Annotated in this window: 15 protein-coding genes; 1 reads left to right on the top strand and 14 read right to left on the bottom strand. The window is 72.4% G+C overall.

Going from position 1 to position 19,693, the window contains the following annotated elements; all coding sequences use genetic code 11:
* Window positions 1-26: 26 nt before the first annotated feature.
* From ACIGQF_RS17170 to ACIGQF_RS17155, 4 genes are all read right to left on the bottom strand, one after another.
* On the bottom strand, window positions 27-1,445 hold the full coding sequence (locus tag ACIGQF_RS17170; RefSeq protein ID WP_399710721.1) for a sugar porter family MFS transporter: 1,419 nt from the start codon (window positions 1,443-1,445) through the stop codon (window positions 27-29).
* Between the two features lie 235 nt (window positions 1,446-1,680).
* Window positions 1,681-5,529, bottom strand: a complete 3,849-nt coding sequence (locus ACIGQF_RS17165; RefSeq protein WP_399710719.1) for an AAA family ATPase — start codon at window positions 5,527-5,529, stop codon at window positions 1,681-1,683.
* Window positions 5,530-5,809: 280 nt separating this feature from the next.
* Window positions 5,810-6,016 (bottom strand): hypothetical protein, encoded by a 207-nt coding sequence (locus ACIGQF_RS17160; RefSeq protein ID WP_030623651.1) that lies wholly within the window; start codon window positions 6,014-6,016, stop codon window positions 5,810-5,812.
* A 382-nt stretch (window positions 6,017-6,398) separates the two neighbouring features.
* Complete coding sequence (locus ACIGQF_RS17155; protein WP_399710716.1) at window positions 6,399-6,680, bottom strand: acylphosphatase; 282 nt, start codon at window positions 6,678-6,680, stop codon at window positions 6,399-6,401.
* Window positions 6,681-6,837: 157 nt separating this feature from the next.
* Here ACIGQF_RS17155 and ACIGQF_RS17150 point away from each other — a divergent pair, with 157 nt between their 5' ends.
* Window positions 6,838-7,896 carry a CAP domain-containing protein gene (locus ACIGQF_RS17150; protein WP_399710714.1) on the top strand — a complete coding sequence of 353 codons (1,059 nt, stop codon included), beginning with the start codon at window positions 6,838-6,840 and terminating at the stop codon, window positions 7,894-7,896.
* A 567-nt stretch (window positions 7,897-8,463) separates the two neighbouring features.
* On the opposite strand, the gene mutM is transcribed toward ACIGQF_RS17150, so the two are convergent.
* The 10 genes from mutM to ACIGQF_RS17100 all read right to left on the bottom strand — a co-directional run bounded on the left by mutM (window position 8,464) and on the right by ACIGQF_RS17100 (window position 19,571).
* On the bottom strand, window positions 8,464-9,396 hold the full coding sequence (mutM, locus tag ACIGQF_RS17145; RefSeq protein ID WP_399710712.1) for a bifunctional DNA-formamidopyrimidine glycosylase/DNA-(apurinic or apyrimidinic site) lyase: 933 nt from the start codon (window positions 9,394-9,396) through the stop codon (window positions 8,464-8,466).
* A 207-nt stretch (window positions 9,397-9,603) separates the two neighbouring features.
* Window positions 9,604-10,392, bottom strand: a complete 789-nt coding sequence (gene rnc, locus ACIGQF_RS17140) for a ribonuclease III (protein ID WP_361556164.1) — start codon at window positions 10,390-10,392, stop codon at window positions 9,604-9,606.
* A 19-nt stretch (window positions 10,393-10,411) separates the two neighbouring features.
* On the bottom strand, window positions 10,412-10,585 hold the full coding sequence (gene rpmF, locus ACIGQF_RS17135; RefSeq protein WP_028802425.1) for a 50S ribosomal protein L32: 174 nt from the start codon (window positions 10,583-10,585) through the stop codon (window positions 10,412-10,414).
* A 2-nt stretch (window positions 10,586-10,587) separates the two neighbouring features.
* Window positions 10,588-11,187 carry a YceD family protein gene (locus ACIGQF_RS17130; protein ID WP_399710988.1) on the bottom strand — a complete coding sequence of 200 codons (600 nt, stop codon included), beginning with the start codon at window positions 11,185-11,187 and terminating at the stop codon, window positions 10,588-10,590.
* Window positions 11,188-11,418: 231 nt separating this feature from the next.
* The gene (locus ACIGQF_RS17125) at window positions 11,419-12,555 is read right to left on the bottom strand and encodes an ATP synthase F0 subunit B (protein WP_399710709.1); all 1,137 of its coding nucleotides are present in this window, start codon (window positions 12,553-12,555) and stop codon (window positions 11,419-11,421) included.
* Between the two features lie 122 nt (window positions 12,556-12,677).
* Window positions 12,678-13,187 (bottom strand): pantetheine-phosphate adenylyltransferase, encoded by a 510-nt coding sequence (gene coaD, locus ACIGQF_RS17120; RefSeq protein WP_361556157.1) that lies wholly within the window; start codon window positions 13,185-13,187, stop codon window positions 12,678-12,680.
* Window positions 13,184-13,804 (bottom strand): 16S rRNA (guanine(966)-N(2))-methyltransferase RsmD, encoded by a 621-nt coding sequence (gene rsmD, locus ACIGQF_RS17115; protein ID WP_399710707.1) that lies wholly within the window; start codon window positions 13,802-13,804, stop codon window positions 13,184-13,186. Before rsmD ends, coaD begins: the two co-directional genes overlap by 4 nt.
* 94 nt (window positions 13,805-13,898) lie before the next feature.
* Window positions 13,899-14,417, bottom strand: coding sequence for a hypothetical protein (locus tag ACIGQF_RS17110; RefSeq protein ID WP_361556151.1), 519 nt, complete (start codon window positions 14,415-14,417; stop codon window positions 13,899-13,901).
* Window positions 14,418-14,564: 147 nt separating this feature from the next.
* Window positions 14,565-17,777 carry a helicase-related protein gene (locus ACIGQF_RS17105; RefSeq protein ID WP_399710704.1) on the bottom strand — a complete coding sequence of 1,071 codons (3,213 nt, stop codon included), beginning with the start codon at window positions 17,775-17,777 and terminating at the stop codon, window positions 14,565-14,567.
* 93 nt (window positions 17,778-17,870) lie between these two features.
* Window positions 17,871-19,571: a DAK2 domain-containing protein gene (locus ACIGQF_RS17100; protein ID WP_399710702.1), complete on the bottom strand. Its 1,701-nt coding sequence runs from the start codon at window positions 19,569-19,571 to the stop codon at window positions 17,871-17,873.
* Window positions 19,572-19,693: the final 122 nt, after the last annotated feature.

The following is a 19,693-nucleotide window of genomic DNA, read 5'->3' as shown; positions in this document are numbered from 1 at the left end:
TGGTGAGGAGAGAGGCTGGCGGGGGGTTAGCCCATCTCCTCCAACGCCTTGCCCTTCGTCTCCTTCACGAACTTGAGCACGAAGGGGATCGAGAGCAGGGCGAAGATCGTGTAGATCACGTACGTGCCGGAGAGGTTCCAGTCCGACAGGCTCGGGAAGCTGGCCGTGATCGCCCAGTTGGCGACCCACTGGGCCGAGGCGGCGACGCCGAGGGCCGCGGCACGGATCTTGTTCGGGAACATCTCGCCGAGGAAGACCCAGACCACCACGCCCCAGGACAGGGCGAAGAAGAGCACGAAGGCGTGGGCCGCGATCAGGGCGACGGTGCCCTCGGTGGACGGCAGCGCGCCGCTCGCGGTCTTCGCGGCGAACGCCCAGGCCTCCAGCGCGAGGGCGACGGCCATACCGGCGGAGCCGATCAGGGCCAGCGGGCGGCGACCGATCTTGTCGACGAAGATCATCGCGATCACGGTGCCGATGATGTTGATGATCGACGTGGTGAAGCTGTAGAAGAACGAGCTGCTCGGGTCGATGCCGACGGACTGCCACAGCGTCGAGGAGTAGTAGAACGCGACGTTGATGCCGACCAGCTGCTGGAAGACCGACAGGCCGATGCCGACCCAGACGATGGGCAGGAAGCCCATCTTGCTGCCGAGCAGGTCCTTGAAGCTGGACTTGTGCTCGCGGCGCATCGCCTGCTCGATCTCGCCCACCCGGACGTCGAGGTCCACGCTCTGCCCCTCGACCTCGGCGAGCACTTCCTTGGCCTTGTCGTGGCGGCCGACGCTGATCAGGAAGCGGGGCGACTCGGGGATGGCGAAGGAGAGCAGGCCGTAGAGGACGGCCGGGACGACCATGACGCCGAGCATCCACTGCCAGGCCTCCAGGCCGGCGAGCTCGCCGCGCTGGTCGCCGTCGGCGAGGTTCAGGATGCCCCAGTTGACCAGCTGGGAGACGGCGATGCCGATGACGATCGCGCCCTGCTGGAAGGAGCCGAGCCGGCCCCGGTACGCGGGCGGCGCGACCTCGGCGATGTAGGCGGGGCCGATGACCGAGGCCATGCCGATGCCGAAGCCGCCGACGATGCGCCAGATGGCCAGGTCCCAGATCGCGAACGGCAGCGCGGAGCCGACGGCGCTGACCGTGAAGAGGATCGCGGCGATCTGCATGACACGGATACGGCCGATGCGGTCGGCGATCCGGCCCGCGGTGGCGGCACCGATGGCGCAGCCGATCAGGGCGATCGCGATCACCTGGGCGAGGCCGGCGGACCCGACGTCGTAGCGGTGCCGGATGGCCTCGACAGCGCCGTTGATCACAGAGCTGTCGTAACCGAACAGGAAGCCGCCCATCGCGGCAGCCGCGGTGATGAAGATGACGTGGCCGAGGTGGTCCGGATGGGCCTTGCGGCCTTCCGTCCCCGCCGGCTGCGCGGTGCTGGTCAACGTGTACTCCAGTGGCCCGGCTGCGCTGCCGGGCGTAGGGGGCTGGCTCTTCCAGTGGCGCATACGAACACGGCACCCACCACTTGAAGGTAAAAGCAACGTTGCAGAGACTATGCCTTCAAGTTTCTAAGTCAATAGGCGGTACTGAATTGACTTGGGCCGTCACTTTCCGCAGTTGCGTTCAGGTTATGAACAATGCAGGTCGCTGTCTTGATCACCCGCGCGGCCGGTCGCCTCAGTGCAGACGCTGGCTGATGACCTTGGATACCCCGTCGCCCTGCATCGACACGCCGTACAGCGCGTCGGCGACCTCCATCGTGCGCTTCTGGTGCGTGATCACGATGAGCTGCGAGCTCTCCTGCAGCTCCTCCATGATCCGGATCAGCCGCTGCAGATTGGTGTCGTCCAGCGCCGCCTCGACCTCGTCCATCACGTAGAACGGGCTCGGCCGCGCCTTGAAGATCGAGACCAGCAGGGCCACCGCCGTCAGCGACCGCTCGCCGCCCGAGAGCAGCGAGAGCCGCTTGACCTTCTTGCCCGGCGGCCGCGCCTCCACGTCCACGCCCGTCGTCAGCATGTTGTCCGGGTCGGTGAGTACGAGGCGCCCCTCGCCGCCCGGGAAGAGCCGCGAGAACACCCCCTCGAACTCCCGGGCCGTGTCCCAGTACGCCTCGGTGAACACCTGCTCGACCCGCTCGTCGACCTCCTTGACGACCTGGAGGAGGTCCGCGCGGGTCTTCTTCAAGTCTTCAAGCTGCTCGCTGAGGAACTTGTGCCGCTCCTCCAGCGCCGCGAACTCCTCCAGGGCCAGCGGGTTCACCTTCCCGAGCTGCTGATACGCCCGCTCGGCCGCCTTGAGCCGCTTCTCCTGCTCGGCCCGTACGAACGGCACCGGCTGGTTGCGCGGATGCTCCGGGTCGGCCGGCAACTCCTCGCCCTCGGCGGGCGGCGACGGCGGTACGAGCTGGTCCGGGCCGTACTCGGCGGCCAGCCCGGCCGGCTCCACGCCCAGCTCCTCCAGCGCCTTGGCCTCCAGCTGCTCGATCTTCATGCGCTTCTCGGCGCCCAGCACCTCGCCCCGGTGCACCGAGTCGGTCAGCTTGTCCAGCGCGTCCTTCAGCTCGCGGTCCCGGTCCCGCTCGGCGGCCAGCGCCTGCTCCCGCTCGGCCTTCGCCTGCTCGGCGGCGGCCCGCTCCTCCTCGGCCCGCACGAGCGAGACCTCGATGTGCGCGAGCAGCTGCCGCGCGCCCTCCGAGACCGCCGAGGCGACCCGCACCTCGTGGCGCAGCCGGGCACGCCGCTGTTCGGCCCGCGCCCGCGCCTCACGCTCGGCACGCGCCGCCCGGTCCAGCCCGTCCGCCCGCCCCACGAGCCCCTTGACGCGCTCCTCGTGCGTACGGACCTGGAGGCGCGCCTCCATCTCGGTCTGCCGCGCGTTGGCCCCGTCGGCGGCGAGCCGGTCCCGTACGGAGGTGTCCGGCTCCTCCGCGCCTCCCTCACCCGAGGTGGCTTCCTCCTCGGCGACGGCGAGACGTTCCGCCAGCTCCTCGGCCTCCTCGGTCGCGCGGGCCAGCGCCGCCTCGGCCTTGGCGACCGCGGCCGCCGACCGCTCCGCCTCCTCCGCGGCGCCCCGCGCCTGTCCGCCCAGCCGCCCCAGCGACTGCGCGACCTGGGACTTCTCGCGGTCGGCCGCCCGCCGGCGCTCGCCCAGCTCCTCGACCGCCGCGGCCCGTTCGGTCCGCCGCTCGGTGGCCACCCGCTGTTCCTCGGTCAGCTCCTCGCACCGTGCGGCCAGTTCCTCCAGCTCCGCCGCCGCCTCGTCGACGGAGGCCTGCACCTCCAGCAGGCTCGGCGCGCCGGCCGAGCCGCCCTGCGCGAAGTGCGCCCCGAGCAGGTCGCCCTCGGCGGTCACGGCGGTCACCCCGGGCCGCGCGGCCACCAGGTCCTCGGCGTCCTCCAGCGTGCTCACCACGACCACGTCCCGCAGCAGCCGCCGCACGGCCGGCATCAACTCGGCGGGCCCGTCCACCAGTTCCGCGGCAGCGGGCGGGCCACCGGGTGTACGAGTACGGGCAGCGGGCACCGACCCGAAGGGCGCGGCGCCGGCGTCGCCTTCCGCGCCGTCGGCCGACCCCGGCCCACTGCGTGCACCGGGGATGGCGGGGGTGTCGGCGTACGACGGCCCGTCAGAACGCGCGGCCACCTCGGGACTCGACAACCCGTCAGCACCTGCCCGTTCCTCGGCTCCCTCCGCGCCCGCGGCGTCCAACGTGCCCGGCGTACCCGCCGTCGCCGCCCTCCCGTCGTGCGGCACCGTCCCCGCGAGGGAACGTTCCCCCGCGGCGCCCGTCAGGGGATGTTCCGCCGGGGTCGCCGGGAGCATGACCGCGCGGCCCGCGTCCTGCTTGCGCAGCAGGCGGATGGCCTCCGCCGCCGTCGCGGGGTCCGCGACCGCGATCGCGTCGGCCGCCGCGCCCAGCGCCGCCGCGACCGGCACCTCGTACCCCGGCTGCACGGTCAGCAGCTCGGCGGCCGGCCCGAGCAGTCCGCCCAGCCGGTCGGCGGCGGCCAGCAGCGCACCCGTACCGTCCTTGCGGCGCAGCGCCAGCGCCAGCGCGTCGTGGCGCGCCGCGGTCGCCGCGCGCTTGCGTTCCGCAGCCGTCAGCGCCTCGCGGGCCGCGGTCAGCGCGCGCTCCGCGCCGGCCAGCTCCTCCTTGGCCCGCTCGTGCTGCTCCGCCAGCTCCTCGTCGCCCGCGTCCAGCCCGTCGACCTCGGCCTTGAGCTGCTCGTACTCCCGCTGGGCCGCCTCGGCGCGCTGCTGCGCCCCGTCCCGCGACTCGGTCAGCCGGTCGATCTCGGCCTGGGCGGAGGCGGCCCTGCCGTGCGCCGCGGTGACCTGCCCGTGCAGGCGGGCCAGTCCCTCGCGGCGGTCCGCGATGGCCCGTGCGGCGTCCCTTATGCGCCGCTCCTCGTCCTGCAGCTGCCGCTCCAGCCCCGAGCGATGCTCGACCATGTCGTCCAGCGCCCGGGTCGCCGCCTCCAGCGCGGCCTCCAGCTCCGCCTCCTGCTCGCGGATCCGGGCCGCCTCGCGCTCCATCTCCTCGGGGTCGCGCCCGCGCCGCTCCTCGGGGGGCGCGGCCTGCGCGCTCTTCACCCGGGCGTCGGCCAGCGAGATCGTGCCGCGTACCCGCTCCGCCAGCTGCGACAGCTCGTACCAGGTCTGCTGGGCGCGCTGGAGCCGCGGCGCGAGCGTCCGCACCTCTTCCTCCAGCGCCGCCTCGCGCCGCAGCGCCTCCTTCAGCTGGGCCTCGGTGGCCTCCCTGCGCTGCTTGAGCGCGGCCTCGTCGGCGATCTCCGTACGGAGCGCCTCGCGCAGCGTGACGAGGTCGTCGGCGAGCAGCCGGAGCCGGGCGTCCCGCAGGTCGGCCTGGATGACGGCGGCCCGGCGGGCGACGGCGGCCTGCCGGCCGAGCGGCTTGAGCTGGCGGCGCAGCTCGTCGGTGAGGTCCTGGACGCGGGCGAGGTTGGCCTGCATCGCGTCCAGCTTCCGCAGCGCCTTCTCCTTGCGCTTGCGGTGCTTCAGGACGCCGGCCGCCTCCTCGATGAAGGCGCGGCGGCCCATCGGGTCGGCGTGCAGGACGCCGTCGAGCTGCCCCTGGCCGACGATGACGTGCATCTCGCGGCCGATGCCGGAGTCCGACAGCAGCTCCTGGATGTCCAGCAGCCGGCAGGTGTCACCGTTGAGCTGGTACTCGCTGCCGCCGTTGCGGAACATGATCCGCGTGATGGTGACCTCGGCGTAGTCGATGGGCAGCGCGCCGTCGGAGTTGTCGATGGTGAGCGAGACCTCGGCGCGGCCCAGGGGCGGGCGGCCCGTGGTGCCGGCGAAGATGACGTCCTCCATCTTGCCGCCGCGCAGCGACTTCGCGCCCTGCTCGCCCATGACCCACGAGAGGGCGTCCACCACATTGGACTTGCCCGAGCCGTTGGGGCCCACGACGCAGGTGATGCCGGGCTCGAAGCGCAGCGTGGTGGCGGACGCGAAGGACTTGAATCCTCGCAGGGTCAGGCTCTTGAGGTGCACGCCGTTGGACTCTACCTTTCGAGTGCCTATGACCGTGCTCGTCCCGACCGGTCCTGGCGCGCCGCGGCGCCGCGCTCCGGCGGCGACCGGTCGCCGGCCCGCTGCCGTGGCCGGACCATTTCGGTTTCGCCGCGGAACGTGCAGGGCACATCATGCGGTAAGAAGTCGCCGGGAAGCGGAGGCGTGAACGACGAAGGGACGCCGAAGCGTCCCTTGAATCTTCATAGAGCGGTGCCTCAAGTGGCTGTCGTTTCAGCCCGACCGGCCCTTGGGGCGATGGTCAGGTGAGCGCCGGCTCCGCCTGGGATACGTCGATGCTGTCGAGCAGCGAGTCGCCGTGACGTGCGGCAGCGGACAGAGCGTCGTTCTCGGCCTGAATCCTGATGATCTCGGATTCGAGGTCCTGGACGCGCTGCTGAAGCCGTCGCATCTCGGCGAGGACTCGGGGGTCGGAGCCGCCGACGTAACCGAGAAGCGCCTTTGCCATGATGGATGGTCCTCCACACTGAGTGACCGACCGAAGCGGTGGTGGGTCGTGAGGGAATCGCACCCGCGGTGTCTGTCATTCTCTGGTGTACGCAATGCCAAACAGCTAAGGTGCGCGGGGATTCCAGAGTCTCACCAAATGGATTGACGGTCAACACGATCACACCCCGTATCCGAGGGCTCGTGTGCGCGCACAGCGGCAGAAGGCTCGCGGCGACGCTCCGGAAACGAACCCGGGGGCGTGGAGATCATCCTTACTGCCGCAGCCTTCCACGGGTCGGCGGAAATGGCAACCACCAGGCGATTTCTGCTCCCCGCCGGTGCTCGCGGCATGCCATGAGGCGGGTCGCCGACGGCCCCGAGGGCCGGTCGGGGGCCCTTCGTCAGCGGATCGCGAAGCCCTCGTACCCGCCCCGCGGCGTGTCCCAAATCTCACTCACCCCGTCGACCCGTCCGGGCGTGTCCCCGGTCCGCAGCCACTCCAGCAACTCCTCGCACCGCTCGCGGGGCCCCTCGGCCACCACCTGGACGCGCCCGTCCTCCCGGTTGATGGCGAACCCGGCGAGCCCCCCGATGCGCAGTGCGTTGGCCCGGGTGAACCAGCGGAAGCCGACACCTTGCACACGGCCCCGGACCCAGGCCGTCAGACGGACATCTTCGTTCATGCGTGCACGTTAACCGGCCAATTGCTTGCCGAGCACTTCAGCTCCGTACCTCGTGCCGTACAGTCACGCGACATCAGTGGTCACCCGTACGGGTGATTCAGATGTGGCGTTCGTGGACGCGAGTCCATGACGGTCGTGGACGGAAGGAAGTCACCGGATGGGCCGCCATCGACGCACCGCTCCCGTTGCCCCCGGAGCACCGCCCGCCGGCGCCACCACGGGCCGCCACCGCGGCGTCCGCCCCACGGGAACCACGAGAACCGCACGCCCCACGGGAGCCGCACGCCCCACCGTCCCCATCCTTACCGACGGCACCGTCGGCCCCGGCCCCCACGGGGCGCCGCGCCCCGACGCCCCCTCCCGTCCGGGCGGCTTCCTGCGGACCGCCCCTGTACGCACCGGCCTGCTGGGCGTGTCGGCGGCGCTGGCGATGGGCGCCGTGGCCGTATCGGCGGGTCTCCTGCCGGGCACCGGCACGTACGAGCCCGGTGGCGCGGACGGCCCCGGAGGGCAGGTCCGTACCGGCGCGCTGCCGGAGGTGACCAGCACCCAGGGCGGCCGCTCGCCGCTCCCCGCGGACCGCGGCACGCCCCCGGCCGACCGCGGCGCCGCCCGCCCGGACACCCCCGGCGCGAGCCCCTCCGCCGACGCCTCGGCCGACGACCGGGGCAGCAGGACCGACGACAGCGCTACCGGGGACGACAGGCCCGGCAACGGCACCTCCGACGGAAGCCGCACCGGCTCCCCCTCCGACCGCGCCGGCGGCTCGGGCGCTTCCGGCGACGCGTCCACCGCCACCCCGGCCGAGACCCGCGCGGCGGAGCCGGCCCCCGCCGGGGACGCCTCCGCCGCCGCCCGGGTCCTCACCCTGGTCAACAAGGAGCGCGTCACCGCCGGCTGCGCCCCGCTCACCGCCGACGGCGGCCTGACCGACCTCGCGCAGGACTTCAGCGAGGACATGGCCCGCCGCGACTTCTTCGCCCACACCGACCCGGACGGCGCCACCCCCTGGGACCGCGCGAAGACCGCCGGCATCGCCGACCTCGGCGGCGAGAACATCGCCCGCGGCCAGACCACCCCCGAAGCGGTCATGGACTCCTGGATGAACAGCCCCGGCCACCGCGCCAACATCCTCAACTGCGACTACCGCACCCTCGGCGTAGGCCTCCACCACTCCCCCGGCGGCCCCTGGTGGACCCAGGACTTCGGCTTCTGACGTCCCTGTCGTCTCTGCCGTCTCCCCCGTCCCGCAGAGCGAGCGCACCGCCTGCGGCGCGTGCTCCCCACACAGCTGTCGCGCCCTGCGCTGCGCATCGCTGCGCCCCTGACAGCGCCCTCCCACCCGGCACTCGTCCGAGCTGACCCTCCCGTGCATGGGGGATGACAGCAGCATGTGCCAGAGCTGCCGCAAGGCAGGTCCTGGGGTACAGATACGCGAACTTGCCGGTCGCCGCGGCCTGCTCTGCGATAGCTGCATGAAGTGGCCGGCCAACGTTCTTGCCGCTCTCGACGGCGCCACGGCCGCTCCGCCGGACATGGCTGGTCCCCCGCTGGAGTGCGACTGCGGTGCCCCGCTTGTACCCATCCGCACGGACTACGGCTGCTGGGTATATCTCACGGAAGAAGACCGCCCCGCAGAGCGGGTACGTGACCAGCGCTGGCGAGTGGTGGCGCACCCGATCCACGGCCGGGTGGCCGTGCGCGTCTTCGACCCCCGCCCCGGGGAGTTCCTGTGTACGACGCACGAGGCTGTGTGTCCGCTTTCCGAAGCCGATCCGAGCGGCTAGCGCGCCCTCGGCACCCGCTGGCACTTGGGGCAGAAATAGCTCGACCGGTTCATCCAGGAGCGGCGGCGGATGGGGGTGGTGCAGCGGCGGCAGGGTTCGTCCTCGCGGCCGTAGGCGTCCAGGGAGCGGTCGAAGTAGCCGGACTCGCCGTTGACGTTGACGTAGAGGCTGTCGAAGCTGGTGCCGCCGACGGCGAGGGCCGCGGTCATGACGTCCCGGACGTGGCCGAGGAGTTCGGCGGTGCGGGGGCGGGTGAGGGTGGCGGTGGGACGGTCGTAGTGCAGCCGGCTGCGCCACAGCGCCTCGTCGGCGTAGATGTTGCCGACGCCGCTGATCAGGGACTGGTCCAGGAGCGCGCGCTTGATCGTCGTACGGCGGCGGCGCAGCGCCTCGTGGAACGCCGCGTCGTCGAAGTCCGCGTCGAGCGGGTCACGGGCGATGTGGGCGATCACGTCGGGGAGGCCGTCGGGGTCGCCGGGGACGGTGGGGTGGAGCGAGAGTCCGCCGAAGGTGCGCTGGTCGACGAAGCGGAGCTCGGTGCCGACCGTGTCCGCGGGCAGGTCGGCGGCGGGCGCGACACCGGGCGCAGCGGCCGCCGCGTCCGGGACGCTCGCCGCGTCCGTGAAGCGGATCCGGATCCGGAGGTGCTTCTCGTCCGGCGCGTCCTGCGGCTGGACGAGAAGCTGGCCGCTCATGCCGAGGTGCGCGAGGACCGAGAGGTCGTCGGAGAGCGGCAGCCAGAGGTACTTGCCGCGCCGGCGGGCCTCGCCCACGCGGTGGCCCGCCAGCCGCGCCGCGAAGTCCGCGCCGCCCGCCGTGTGGCGGCGCACCGACCGCGGGTGCAGAACGTCCACCGTGTCGATCGTCCGGCCGCTGACCCAGCGCTCCAGACCGCGCCGTACGACCTCGACCTCGGGCAGCTCGGGCAAGGGATCTCCTCGGGGAGGCGGGTGGGTGCCCTTGGGGGCACTGTGGCGGGGCGGGTTCCAGGCACGGGGCGAAGGAAACCCCGCAAGGAAACCCCGTCCGGCGCCGGGAACGCGCCCCGGGCGCCGGAACGAGGAAACCCCGCCCGTCCCGCCCCGGTGAAGGGGCGGCCGGGCGGGGGCCGCGTGCGCGGGGCACGCGGGAAGGGCTCAGCTCGCGGGGCCGCCGGTGGTGGCTTCCGTGGCGGCCTTGGCCGCCGCGTCCGCCGCCGCGCGGATCTCCCGCCAGGCGGACTCGGCCGCCTGCTGCTCGGCTTCCTTCTTGCTGCGGCCGGTGCCGGTGCCGTACGAGACACCACCGACGCGGGCGGCAGCAGTGAAGGTCTTCTCGTGGTCCGGACCGGTCTCGGTGACCAGGTACTCGGGGACCCCGAGTCCTTCTGTTGCGGTCAGTTCCTGGAGGCTGGTCTTCCAGTCCAGGCCGGCGCCCAGGCTGGAGGACTTCTCGATCAGCGGGTCGAACAGGCGGTGCACCAGTTCGGAGGCCGCGTCGAGGCCCTGGTCCAGGTAGACGGCGCCGATGACGGCTTCGAGCGTGTCGGCGAGGATGGACGCCTTGTCCCGGCCGCCCGTGCCTTCCTCGCCCCGGCCGAGCCGGATGAACGCGCCGAGGTCGAGACCCCGGCCCACCTCGGCGAGCGCACGCGAGTTGACCACCGCGGCCCGCAGCTTGGCCAGCTGGCCTTCGGGCAGGTCGGGGTGGGTGCGGTACAGCGTGTCGGTGACCACGAGGCCCAGCACGGAGTCCCCGAGGAACTCCAGGCGCTCGTTGGTGGGCAGACCGCCGTTCTCGTATGCGTACGAGCGGTGCGTCAGCGCACGCACCAGAAGGGCGGACTCGAGCTGGTACCCGAGCCGCCCTTCCAGAAGCGTGTGGGACGAGGCCGTGTCCGCAGACGGAGTCTTCGAGGAGTTCTTCGACGAATCAGCGTCTGACATAGAGCCTGTCACCAGCCGATCAGACCTCGAGGACCTGGCGCTTGTTGTAGGTGCCGCAAGCGGGGCACGCGATGTGCTGCTGCTTGGGCTCGTGGCAGCGCTCGCACGCCACCAGGGTGGGGACCGCAGCCTTCCACTGCGACCGGCGGTGGCGCGTGTTGCTGCGCGACATCTTCCGCTTCGGAACAGCCACGGCTACTTCTCCTGCTTCTCGTCGACGCCCGCATCGGCGCCGCCCATGTTGTCCTTCTCGCCGTCCTGGATGGATTCAGCGAGTCCCTGCAGTGCCGCCCAACGGATGTCGACGGCATCGTGGTGGTGGTCCGGGTCGTCAGCGAGCCGGGCTCCGCACTCGGAGCACAGGCCCGGACAGTCGTCCTGGCACACCGGCTGCATCGGCAGTGCGAGCACCACCGCATCACGCAGCACGGGTTCGAGGTCGAACATGTCGTCCTCGAGGAAGAGGGTGTCCTCCTCGTCCTCGGCGTCGTCGCCTGCGTCCGCTTCACGGACCCGGGCGTCGGCGTCGGGGTAGGAGAACATCTCCTGGAAGTCCGCTTCGAGCTCCTGCCCGAGCGGCTCCAGACACCTTACGCACTCCCCCTTCACGGATGCACGGGCGGTGCCTGTGACAAGCACCCCGTCCATGACCGACTCCAGGCGGAGGTCGAGCTCGACCGGCGCACCCTCGGGCACCCCGATGACCTCGTTGCCGAGGCTCGCGGGGGCCTCGACGGAGCGGGAGACCTTCTTCATCGCACCGGGACGCCGGCCCAGCTCGCGTGTGTCGAACACGAGAGGGGAGCGGTGGTCGAGGCGGGCGTTGATGGCTTCCTGCTTTCTACGGCGGTACGGTCCGCCCGCGCCGCCGTAGCGGCTGCCGGGCAGCACAGATCGCGGACGTATGCGCGACCGAACAGCCAGGATACTGGACGCGCCGCGATTGACCCAATCCGCGGCGGCCGGCCCCCGGGGAGGCGCGCCGACGGCCCTCGCGGGTCCCCGCCGGCGCCCCTGCCCGTACGGTCAGCGCCCCTGCTCGTACTGCTGCTCGTACTGCCGCAGCTGGTCGAGGTCGATCATGCTGGTGTCGAAGAGGCTGGTCTCGTCCAGGGCGGCGGGCTGCTGGCCGTGGTGCTGCTGCGGCTCCTGGCCGGGCGGCATCTGCTGGGCCTGCTGGGGGAGGTACCCGCCGGCGTCGTACCCCTGCTGGGCCTGCTGCGCCTGCTGCTGCCAGCCGTAGCCGTACGGGTCCTGCTGCTGGGCGTACTGCTGCGGCTGCTGATAGCCGTACGCGTCCTGGGTGTACCCCGCCGCTGCGTAGTAGTCCTGCTGCTGCGCGGCGGCCGCGGGCTGCACGTCCGGCGGCATCAGGGGCTGCGGCGGAAGCTCCGTACCGGGCTGCGCGACCGGCTGCGGGGACGCCCCCTGCTGCTGGGCGGCGGCGAGGTCGGCGAGGTACTCGGCGTCGCCGGACTGCGGCAGCCCCGTCGCGGGGTCGGTGTGCGCCGCGAACTGCGCCCCCAGCTCGTCCGTGGGCTGCGCGCCCAGGAGCTTCTGGCGGCCGCGCCCGACGGCCTCCAGGGTCTTGGAGAGCACGGCCTCGAAGGCGCCGAACTTGGCGTCGACGTACGCGTCGGCCCGCTGCCGCAGCGTCTCCGGGTCCGCGCTGCGCTCGGGCGCCTCGGTGTCCGCGTAGCCGTCCTGGTCCAGACCCGGGCCGCGGCCGAGCAGCTTCTCGCGGCCGCGGTCCACGGACCCGATGGTCTTGGTCAGCACGACCTCGAAGTTGGCGAGCTTGCTGTCGACGTAGTCGTCGGCCTCGGCGCGGATCTCCTCGGCCTCCCGGCGGGCCTCGGCCAGGATGCGGTCGGCCTCCTCCTGGGACTGCCGGGCGATCTGCGTCTCGGAGAGCAGCGAGCCGCGCTGGGCGTGCGCGCTCTCGATGATCCGCTCCGCCTCCGCGCGGGCCTCCTCGACCATCTGCTCGCGCCCGCCGAGCAGCTCCTGCGCCTGTGCGAGGGACCCCGGGAGCGCGGCCCGCACCTCTTCGAGAAGCGCCAGCAGCTCGGCGCGGTTGACCACGCAGGAGGCCGACATGGGCATGGACCGGGCATGGCCGACGGTCTCGACGATCTCGTCGAGCTTCTTCTGCACGTCCACTGGGGGCTCGCCACTCTCTGGGGGATGAAACGACGGAACGGGACCGACTGTACGGCCACCCGCCCCCGCCCCGACACCCACTGACGCCCCGTCAGCCGGACGGCCCTCCGCCGCTTCCGGCGTCACTTCTCCCCGAGGCGCTCCGTGAGGGCTTCGAAGACGAAGTCCGGCACCAGGTGCGAGACGTCGCCGCCCCAGGCCGCGACCTCCTTGACCAGGCTGGACGAGAGGAAGCTGTAGGTCGGGTTGGTCGGGACGAAGAGCGTCTCGACGCCGGAGAGGCCGTTGTTCATCTGGGCCATCTGCAGCTCGTAGTCGAAGTCGCTGACCGCGCGCAGGCCCTTCACGATGGCCGGAATGTCTCGCTGCTTGCAGAAGTCCACGAGCAGGCCGTGGAACGCTTCGACCTCGACGTTCCCGTACTCGGCGGTCGCCCGGCGGATCAGGTCGATCCGCTCCTCGACCGTGAACAGGCCCTGCTTGGACTTGTTGATCATCACGGCGACGTGGACCACGTCGTAGAGCTTGGAGGCCCGGGCGATGATGTCCAGGTGCCCATTGGTGACGGGGTCGAACGACCCCGGACAGACGGCACGGCGCACTTCAGGTTCCTCGCTCTCCGATCCGGTCATGACTCGCTTGCCGACGTGGCGGGCCGCTCGTCCTTCTCGTCGTCCGCGCACGTCGAAGCGGCGCGACCGTACCAAAGCGTGGCCTCGCCGTAGCGGCGGGAACGCAGGCCCTCGAAACCCTCGGGCCAGCGGAACTCTCCGCCTCGGGTGCTCCGCTCCACGGTGGCGAGCGCGTCGCCCGCGATCCAGCCCTGCGAGCGGAGTGTGAGGAGGATCTCCCGAAGATCGTCGTCGCTCACCGCGTACGGCGGGTCCAGGAAGACGATGTCGTACGGCTCCCCGGAGACCGGCCCCGCGGCGACCTGCTCGGCCTTCGCGGCACGGAACTCGGCACCCGGCAGCCCGAGGGTGCGGATGTTCTCCCGGATCGTCCGGGCGGCCCTCGCGTCGGCCTCGGCCAGCAGCACCGCGGCGGCGCCCCGGGAGAGCGCCTCCAGGCCGACCGCGCCGGACCCGCCGTACAGATCCAGCACCCGGGCCCCGGCCAGCGGGCCGTCCAGCGCCTCCCAGGTGGAGAACAGGCCCTCGCGCGCCCGGTCGGAAGTCGGGCGGGTGCCCGTGCCGGGCGGCACGGCCAGGCGTCGGCCGCCGGCCGTGCCGGCGATCACGCGGGTCATACGATCTTCGTCCTCGTCCTGTGCTGCCCATGCGGCCCATGGGCGGGGCGGAGCCGGGAGCGGTCCCGCACCCCCACGATATGGCGTGCGCGCCTCACCTGCCGTCGGTCTCCTCCGCGCCGCCCACCAGCGCCGGTGAGGCGTACCGCGACCAGGACAGGCAGCCGTCCGGCGGGCAGTACTCCGGGCGGCGCGGGTCGTGGCCCAGCTCGCGCAGCTTCGTCCGTACCGAATCGGGCGTGCGGCCGAAGCGGGCGGCGATCCGCGCGATGGTCTCGCCCGCGTGGAACCGGCGGGTCAAGTCCTCCTCGTGCTGCGGCACCCAGGGGGCGCCGTGCCCGGGGAACAGCTCGCGCAGCACGTCCCGGTCCGGTATCGGCTCGGCCACGTCGGCCACCAGCGCGAGGGCGCGCAGGGCGCGGTTCAGCGCGATCCGCAGGGCCGGTACCTCGGCCAGGGGCAGGGTGAGGGCGCCGGAGGCGAGGAGCGTCTCGGGCGCTTCCTCGTGCCAGCCGGTGAGGGTGAGGGTGACGGTCGCGTCGTCGTCGCTGGCGAGCTCGATGCGGAAGACCTTGTCGCCGAGCGGCAGTTCGTTCAGATGCCGGAATGCCATGAGAGGCCCCCCTGGTCCGCGCACGGCCGGCCACCGGAGAGAGAAGATCAGGACCGGCTCGTACGGAATTCAGTCTCCCAGCAGGGTCTGACAACGGGCCGGTCCTCGGGCAGGGCCGGGGCGGACGGGGCCGCCCCGGTCGGTGCCTCACCCCTTGTCCAGGTAACTCTCCCGCTCGGTGTCCAGCAGGGCGTCCAACGCGATCCGCAGCTCGGGGAGTCCGGCCAGCTCCGGGTCGTTCGCCACCGTCGCCGTCGCCTCCTCGCGGGCCGCCTCGATGACGTCCTCGTCCTCGATGACCGCGAGCATCCGCAGGCTGGAGCGCACCCCGGACTGCGCCTGCCCCAGTACGTCGCCCTCGCGCCGCTGCTCCAGGTCGATCCGGGACAGCTCGAAGCCGTCCAGGGTGCTCGCGACGGCGCCGAGCCGGGCCCGCGCCGGGCTCGCCTCGGACATCTCCGTCACCAGCAGGCACAGGCCGGGCGCCGAGCCGCGGCCGACCCGGCCGCGCAGCTGGTGCAGCTGCGAGACGCCGAACCGGTCCGCGTCCATGATCACCATGGCGGTGGCGTTCGGGACGTTCACCCCGACCTCGATGACGGTCGTCGCGACCAGGACGTCGACCTCACCGGCGGCGAACCGGCGCATCACGTCGTCCTTGTCGTCCGGTTGCATCCGGCCGTGCAGCACCTCCACCCGCAGCCCGGACAGCGGGCCCTTCGCCAGCTGCTCGGCCACCTCCAGCACCGCCAGCGGCGGCCGCTTCTCCGCCTCCTCCGCCGCGGCCTCCTCCTCGGCGTCCTTGCCCTTCTTCTTCGCCCCCTTGGGCTCCTCCTCGTCCCCGATCCGCGGACACACCACATACGCCTGGTGCCCGCCCTCGACCTCCTCCCGCACCCGCTCCCAGGCGCGCGCGAGGAAGTGCGGCTTGTCCTTGGCAGGCACCACATGGCTCGCGATCGGCGACCGCCCGGCCGGCAACTGATCCAGTACGGACGTCTCCAGATCTCCGAACACCGTCATCGCGACCGTCCGCGGAATCGGCGTCGCGGTCATCACGAGCAGATGCGGCGGCTGCTTCCCCTTGGACCGCAGCGCGTCCCGCTGCTCCACCCCGAACCGGTGCTGCTCGTCGACCACGACCAGGCCCAGGTCGAGGAACTGCACCTTGTCCTCGATCAGCGCATGCGTTCCGATCACGATCCCGGCCTCACCCGTGACGAGATCCAGCAGCGCCTGCTTCCGCGCGGCGGCCCCCATGGACCCGGTGAGCAGCACGACCTTCGTCCCGCGCTCCGCTCCCCCGAGCATCCCGCCCTCGGCCAGCTCCCCCATCATCTCGGTGACCGACCGATGATGCTGCTGCGCCAGCACCTCGGTGGGCGCCAGCATGGCCGCCTGCCCGCCGCTGTCCACGACGGCCAGCATGGCGCGAAGGGCGACCATGGTGTTGTGCGTAACGGTGAAGTTGTCGGTCACGTACGCGTGACTCGGGTGCGCGACGCTGATGCACTGGACCGGCTTCGTCCCGACGTGCTCGACCGCCCGGATACCCCGCCGGAAGGTGGTGTACTTCGGGCTTCCGCTCATACGGCCGGCCTTCCGCGCGAGCCTGAACGGCGGGAATTCGTCCGGCAGTGCCACCGACACGTTGAAGGCGCTCCGCTTCGGCAGCACCCGTGCACGGCCACCGAGCGAACGCACCAGCCAGGCGACGTCATCGGCCAGCCGACGCGAGGCCGAGCAGAACGAAGCGGCCGTTCCGTTCGGCTGGACCGTGCCGTCCGTGTCCATCAGCCCCTGCAGCACGGCCAGCCGGTCCTTCGCCGGTGCGTTCTTGTAGCCGAGCGGGACGAATTTCGTGTGCGACGTGGCGCCCCACAGAACCAGGTCGCGCAGAGCCGAGATCACGGGGTTGCGTCGCGTGCCGCCCTTCGGACCGGTCAACTGAATCGTGTAGTCGCAGTTCTCTCCCGGTACGGGCACCAGCTTGCAGGCCGGCTCCAGCGCGCTGCCGACCGCTGCCAAGAGGTCTTCGTCCACGCTGGAGAACCGCAGATTGTGCCGGAAGGAACCGTCTCCGAGGAGGAGCCCCAGCAGGTACGGGTCGAGCGGCCGGGGATCACCGCTTTCGAGGTCCACGGCTGCCGCAGGCGCGATGTACCACTTGGAGGCGCCGTTGGCCTTGAACGTGTCCGCCCTGATCTCGCGAGTCGTCATCACCTTCGGCCGCTCGCCTGGGACCCATGCGCAACTGGTCGCGACGATCCAGAGGTGCTCGTCATCGCATTCGACGGTGCTTCCGTCGGACAGCACGAGGCGCCAGACATCCCGCTCACCCTGCGGAAACACCCCGTCCACCACGGCGATGTCGCCGCTCGGCACCACTACCTCGTCACCGACGGCCATGTCCCCCATCGGGCGGAATCCCGCTGGGGTCAGAACCGAGGAGTCGAGCGGCTGGGCTTTCCCGCTGCCGACCTCTCCCTGCAGCAGCCGGTGCATCGGGTGGTCCGTGGCGAGGTCGTCGAAGATCTCTCGGCTGACCTTCTGCTGGCCGTCGGTGAGGGTGAAGGGGAGGCGGGCGTCGAAGGCGTCCAGGATGCCGTTCTCGGTCAACGGGCGGGGGACGGCGGGGAGCTGGGTCTCGGCGAAGCGGCGGCGGGCCAGCGCGACCTGGAGGACGAACGCCTCGTCCCACTTCAGGCGGGCCCGGGCGTCCTCGATGTCGGCCCGGGTGGCGGGGCGGTGGATCTTGAGCAGGGCCTCGGGCAGCGGGACCAGGCCACGGCCCTCGCGGAGCGCGGGCGGCAGCGGGTCGACCGCGTCGCGGGCGTTGGGCAGGACCGCGTCGACGGCCTTGGCAACCTTCCAGGACGGCATCTTCTGGGCCGCCGGATAGATCGGCAGGAGCTGGTTGGCGAAGGCGTCCACGGCCTCGTCGCCGCCCTCGCCCGCGAGGAGTTCGTACTCGGGGTGGGCGAGCTGGAGCTTGCGGTTGAAGACCGAGACCTTGCCGGCGAACATCGCGCGGCGGCCCGGGAGCAGGTCGTGCCGCGGCTTGTGGATGCCCTTGCCGAAGAAGACCAGCTGGAGCCGGCCGCTGCCGTCGGTGAGGGTGACCTCCAGGCGCTGGCCCCGGCCGTGGTTGAAGGTGTGCACGCGGGCGTCGGCGACCCGGGCGACGACCGTGACGTGCTCGTCCAGCGGGAGGTCGGCGAGGGTGGTCAGCTCGCCGCGCTCGGCGTACCGGCGGGGGTAGTGGTGCAGCAGATCGCCGACCGTGTGCAGGCCGAGGTGCTCGGCCAGCACCTTCGCGGTGGTGCCGCCGAGGATCTTCTTCAGGGGTTCATCCAGCACGGGTCCATTGCACACCACGCCACTGACAAGCGGCGGGAGGACCGGGATTCGGGTGACGCGAAGAGACGCGGGATCCCGGCCGGCCGGAACCGGCTACTCGACGCCGATCAGCAGCAGCGGGGCCTGCCGGCCGCCCTCGTACACGACCGTGTCCACGGCCAGGTGGCGCTCGCGTACGTGGCGTTCGAGCCGGTCGGCCAGGCTCTGGGGGAAGCCGTCGCCCAGCACGAGGGTGACCATCTCGCCGCCCGCCGACAGCATCCGGTCCAGGACGTCGGCCGCGACGGCCGCCGGGTCCGCGCCGATCACCGCGACATCGCCGTCCACCAGCCCCAGCACGTCACCGGCCTGGCAGACCCCGGCCATGGTCCAGGACTGCCGTTCGGCGACGGCCAGCTCGCCGTACCGGGTGGCGCCCGCGGCCGAGGTCATGGCCACCACGTCCTCGTCGAACGAGCGGCCGGGCTCGTGGACGGCCAGCGCCGCGATGCCCTGGACCGCGGCACGGGTGGGGATCACGGCGACCCGTACGCCCTCGGTACGGGCCTGCCCGGCCGCCGCGGCGGCCGTGTGCCGCAGCTCGGCGTCGTTCGGCAGCAGCACCACCTCGCGGGCGTGCGCCTGCCGGATCGCCTGGACCAGCTCGCCGCTGGCGGGCGGCTCCCCGGGCCGTACGGAGACCACGCACGCGCCGGCCTCCGTGCACAGCCCGGCCAGCCCGTCCCCGGCCACCACCGCGACCACGGCCCGCTCCACGCGTTCGGGGGCCGGCCCCCGTGCGGCGCCGGAGCTCCCGAAGTGCGTGACGCGGATCCGGTACGGGCGGCCCGCCTCGATACCGGCCTCGACGGCCGCACCCGCGTCGTCCACGTGCACATGGACGTGGAACAGTCCGTCCCCGCCGACCACGACCAGGGAGTCGCCGAGCGCGTCCAGGCGGGTGCGGAGCCGGGCCACGGCGTCGTCGGCGGCCTCCAGGAGGTAGATCACCTCGAAGGCCGGCCCGTCGGCGGCGGCGTGCTCGTCGGCGCCGCAGCCGCCGGCGTCGGCGACGACCGCGACGGGATCGGTGCCGGCCCGTACGGCGGGCGCGCCCACCGCGATACGTACGCCGCCGGCCGCGGCCGTGCGCTCTCCGGAGAGCGCGTCGGCGAGCGCCCCGAGGACGGCGACCAGGCCGCAGCCGCCCGCGTCGACCACGCCGGCCCTGCCGAGCACCGCGAGCTGCCCCGGGGTGGCCTCCAGCGCCTTCCCCGCGCCTTCGTGGGCCGCGCGCGCCACGGCCACCACGTCACCGCCCGGCGCCGCGCCCTCGGCGGCGTCCGCTGCCGCCGTCGCCACGGTGAGGACCGTGCCCTCCACGGGGTGCGCCACCGCTTCGTACGTGGACGCGGCGGCCCGCCGCAGTGCTCTGCCGAGCGCGTCGGCCGTACCGTGTTCCGCGTCACACTCCGGCGTCGTACCGGAGGCCGCCGCCAGCACCTCCGTCATGCCGCGCAGGAGCTGCGCGAGGATCGTGCCGGAATTGCCGCGGGCCCCGATGAGCGCGCCGTGCGCCATGGCGCCGATGGCATCGGCGAGGCCGGGTGCCGTGCCGGAGGCCGCGTGCCCTTCGAAGACGGCATCGACGGCGCGGGCCGCGGACTCCATGGTCAGGTAGAGGTTGGTGCCGGTGTCACCGTCCGCGACGGGATAGACGTTGATCGCGTCGATCCGCTCGCGGTCCCGGCCGAGCGCCTCCAGGGCCAGCCCGCACCATGCGTGTACCGCGGCGGCGTCGAGCGTGTGGGGCACGGATGTCCTCCTCGGTCGGGGCCGTGCACCGCAGGGTAGCCGCGGACGGAGCGGGTGCTCGGGGCGGGGCCCCGAGCGGTCATGGTAGTTTCGTAGGGCGGGAGCGGTCGTTGTATGCTGCT

The sequence above is a fragment of the Streptomyces sp. NPDC053560 genome, from assembly GCF_044544605.1.
GTDB lineage: Bacteria > Actinomycetota > Actinomycetes > Streptomycetales > Streptomycetaceae > Streptomyces.
The sequence above is the reverse complement of the archived record's forward strand: the minus strand, read 5'-3'. Positions and strand labels throughout refer to the sequence as shown.

Bases quoted from the DNA above. Each gene is read 5' to 3' on its own strand.
- ACIGQF_RS17160 (WP_030623651.1), bottom strand. From the start codon at position 6,016: ATGGCAAAGGCGCTTCTCGGTTACGTCGGCGGCTCCGACCCCCGAGTC.
- ACIGQF_RS17155 (WP_399710716.1), bottom strand. From the start codon at position 6,680: ATGAACGAAGATGTCCGTCTGACGGCCTGGGTCCGGGGCCGTGTGCAA.
- ACIGQF_RS17150 (WP_399710714.1), top strand. From the start codon at position 6,838: ATGGGCCGCCATCGACGCACCGCTCCCGTTGCCCCCGGAGCACCGCCC.
- rnc (WP_361556164.1), bottom strand. From the start codon at position 10,392: ATGTCAGACGCTGATTCGTCGAAGAACTCCTCGAAGACTCCGTCTGCG.
- coaD (WP_361556157.1), bottom strand. From the start codon at position 13,187: ATGACCGGATCGGAGAGCGAGGAACCTGAAGTGCGCCGTGCCGTCTGT.
- rsmD (WP_399710707.1), bottom strand. From the start codon at position 13,804: ATGACCCGCGTGATCGCCGGCACGGCCGGCGGCCGACGCCTGGCCGTG.
- ACIGQF_RS17110 (WP_361556151.1), bottom strand. From the start codon at position 14,417: ATGGCATTCCGGCATCTGAACGAACTGCCGCTCGGCGACAAGGTCTTC.